Origin of the sequence: Streptomyces sp. NPDC017943, from assembly GCF_044328425.1 — a bacterium.
Classification (GTDB): domain Bacteria; phylum Actinomycetota; class Actinomycetes; order Streptomycetales; family Streptomycetaceae; genus Streptomyces; species Streptomyces djakartensis_A.
In genome coordinates this window covers 1-1,412 of record NZ_JBIRHH010000087.1, presented here as the reverse complement: position 1 = coordinate 1,412, position 1,412 = coordinate 1, and the positions used below count along the sequence as shown (strand labels likewise).

Annotated in this window: 1 pseudogene; it reads left to right on the top strand. The window is 64.7% G+C overall.

Annotation, left to right across the window (positions count from 1 at the left end):
* Window positions 1–221: 221 nt before the first annotated feature.
* Window positions 222–793, top strand: a pseudogene (locus ACH4C6_RS36435) (transposase); the annotation flags it as partial.
* Window positions 794–1,412: the final 619 nt, after the last annotated feature.

Here is a 1,412-nt window from a genome sequence, read left to right as displayed (position 1 = left end):
GTGTCCGTCCTTGCCTCGGTCCGGACCCCGGCACGGCGCCCGGACCCCATCCCCCGTGGGGTTCGGGCGCCAGCTGCAGAAACGCTTAGCTTGTCATTTATGGTCCGGTGTCGAACGCGGTTCGAACTTGATCGAGGTTTTCGCAGTTCAGCGGACGTGATGGCGGCCTCCGCCTGATCCTGTGCTCCGTCACAGAGTGAATCAGCGCGAAGGCCGTGGTCGTGAGTTTGGTGTATCAGAGCGTCCTGCGGGATGCGTTCGCGGAAGTGTCACACTTCCGGTCGGAGCTGTACGCGTGTCTGACCGCGCGGGACGACGCCTTGTTCGAGTTATGCGACGCGCTGCTGTGCACGGACGGGCCGGAACCTTGGTTGATCTCGCGCTCGCGCCCGAACACCGCCGTTGTCACGGGGCTCTCCATGGCGGACTGAACCAGGGTCGGATCGACGTTGCCCGGCTGCGTCGGGCCCTGGTCAAGGCCCCGTTGCCGAGGGCGGCGGACGGCCGGCTGGTCCTGGCGGTCGACGTCTCGCCGTGGCTGCGACCGGACGCCAACACGTGTGCTGACCGGGCCCTTTGCCACACGTTCGGCCGGGGTGAGGGCAAGCATCAGATGGTGCCCGGCTGGCCGTACTCGGTGGTGGCCGCGCTGGAGAGTAGCCGCACGTCCTGGACGGCAGTGTTGGACGCGGTCCGACTTGAGCCAGGCGCCGACGTTGCCGCGGTGACCACGGTGCAGATCCGCGAGGTCGTCGAGCGGCTCGTCGCCGCCGGCCAGTGGCGACCGGGAGATTTCCTCGCAAGCGGCCTCACACGGTCCGCTCGGGAGATCACTATGGACCAGGCTCTCGGCACCATGTTCACCATGCCCGCCCTCGACGATAACGACGGCCGGACCCGGCCACTCGTCGTTTTCGAAGTCCGCTCCTTCGGAAATCGCCACGAGTGGGCTCCACAGGTCACACACGCCGAGGACCTGGCCTCCATCGCCAGGGCGGCATACGCCACAGACGGAACACGGCACGCACTACATGAGCAGCGAACCATGTCCCTCGCAGCACAGTACATGCCCGTTCAGAACCAAATGGGAAACCCAGCCCACCAAACCCAAGGATCAGCACACCACGCCGCCAGCACGGCAGCACCCCGAACCGCTCCAAGCAGAAGGTGAACAAGGCGCCATTTTCCGGTTTCGGACAGGCGGACGACGTCATAGTGCCGATGCTGACGGAGCCCGATTGCTACGAAGCGACGTGGCAGACGATCGAATGGGTGCTTACTGATCGTTTCAGAATGAGTTGACGTGTGGGGCTTGGCAGTTGGGCTTGATGGCGGCAGAGTTCTTCGAGTGCCGGATGATCTTGTGCCTGATGACCTGTGGGAACGTGTTGCCCTGTTGCTCCCTCCTCGTC